This window comes from Glaciecola sp. MF2-115 (assembly GCF_047250385.1).
Taxonomy (GTDB): domain Bacteria; phylum Pseudomonadota; class Gammaproteobacteria; order Enterobacterales; family Alteromonadaceae; genus Glaciecola.
In genome coordinates this window covers 1-1,081 of sequence record NZ_JBLBVM010000001.1, presented here as the reverse complement: position 1 = coordinate 1,081, position 1,081 = coordinate 1, and the positions used below count along the sequence as shown (strand labels likewise).

The window sequence follows — 1,081 nt, the reverse complement described above, 5'->3', positions numbered from 1 at the left end:
GCTCAAAAGCTGCACCCATAAACTTGCCCTCTATGCGGGGTGTTAGGTATGAGGACTAAATAGAGTGGAAATGTTCGGTAAAATAATTCAAGAAATGTATGGTTATACCTTGTTGGAATATTTCTTTTTTTTAGGCAGTGGCCTGATTTCATTAATCTGCGTTCTATTTGCTCTCTTTGTTTCTTTCAAGCACTTTAGGCAAACAGATAACTCCTCTACTCGTATTATTTTCTATTCTATTTTGTGTTTATTGGTTTCTGAAATTATTGCGGCGTTAGTTTTTAATAGTAAAGGCGGTGAAAGCTTAGATCTAATAGAGCTTTTTGTTTACTATCTACCAACGTTGTTTTTTGTATCTCTAGTGATTGGTTTTTATCGACTTTGCAGGGATTACAATAATTAGTATCAAGGCTATTTTAATTGAGTGGTAAGCTCGTTCTTTCAAGAGTCACGCTCATCTGCTTTTAATGAGTTTATTTCGGGTTCGCGAGCATTCGTTGTTTGGTCTTCGCTGGTCAGCATCGATTGTTGTTTTGAGTTCAAACGAGTGTTATTTTTACCTAAATGGTTAACGCAGAGGGACATGGATTGTTGTATCAAAATCGTAATAAATTCCGGCTACCTAACAATCGCATCAGTTCACTCCCTTCGGTCGCTGGGACAACTTTACGGGCGCATTTCGCTTCGCTCAAGAGCTGCACCCGTAAACTTGCCCTCTATGCGGGGTGTTATGGTTAACACAAGAAACTAAAAAGCGGAGTAAGTCCAAAAGCGGTACTTCGTTAGTGTTTCCTATCCGTGGTTCGCGCGCTGCCGTTGTCTGGTTATTGCCTCATCAATATATTCACAAGCTCGACGTTTGTAATTGTGAACCCTTCAACAATAAGACGGTGGATTCCATGTTCGCGAGCAGCCGCTGTTTCGTTTTCGCTAACATACTTAAGTTCTCGTCGCGAAAGTTCAGTTCATGCTCGTTCTTTCAAGAGTCACTCTCAACGGTTTTTAATAAGTTGTTTTCGGGTGCGCGCGCATTTGCTGTTTGGTCTTCGCCAGGATAATTCAGTTGTTGTTTCAGTCAAAG

1 protein-coding gene is annotated in these 1,081 nt (G+C 40.6%); it reads left to right on the top strand.

Annotation, left to right across the window (positions count from 1 at the left end):
* The first annotated feature begins 70 nt into the window (after nt 1-70).
* Nucleotides 71-403 (top strand): hypothetical protein, encoded by a 333-nt coding sequence (locus ACKLNX_RS00005; RefSeq protein WP_412970756.1) that lies wholly within the window; start codon nt 71-73, stop codon nt 401-403.
* Nucleotides 404-1,081 lie beyond the last annotated feature (678 nt).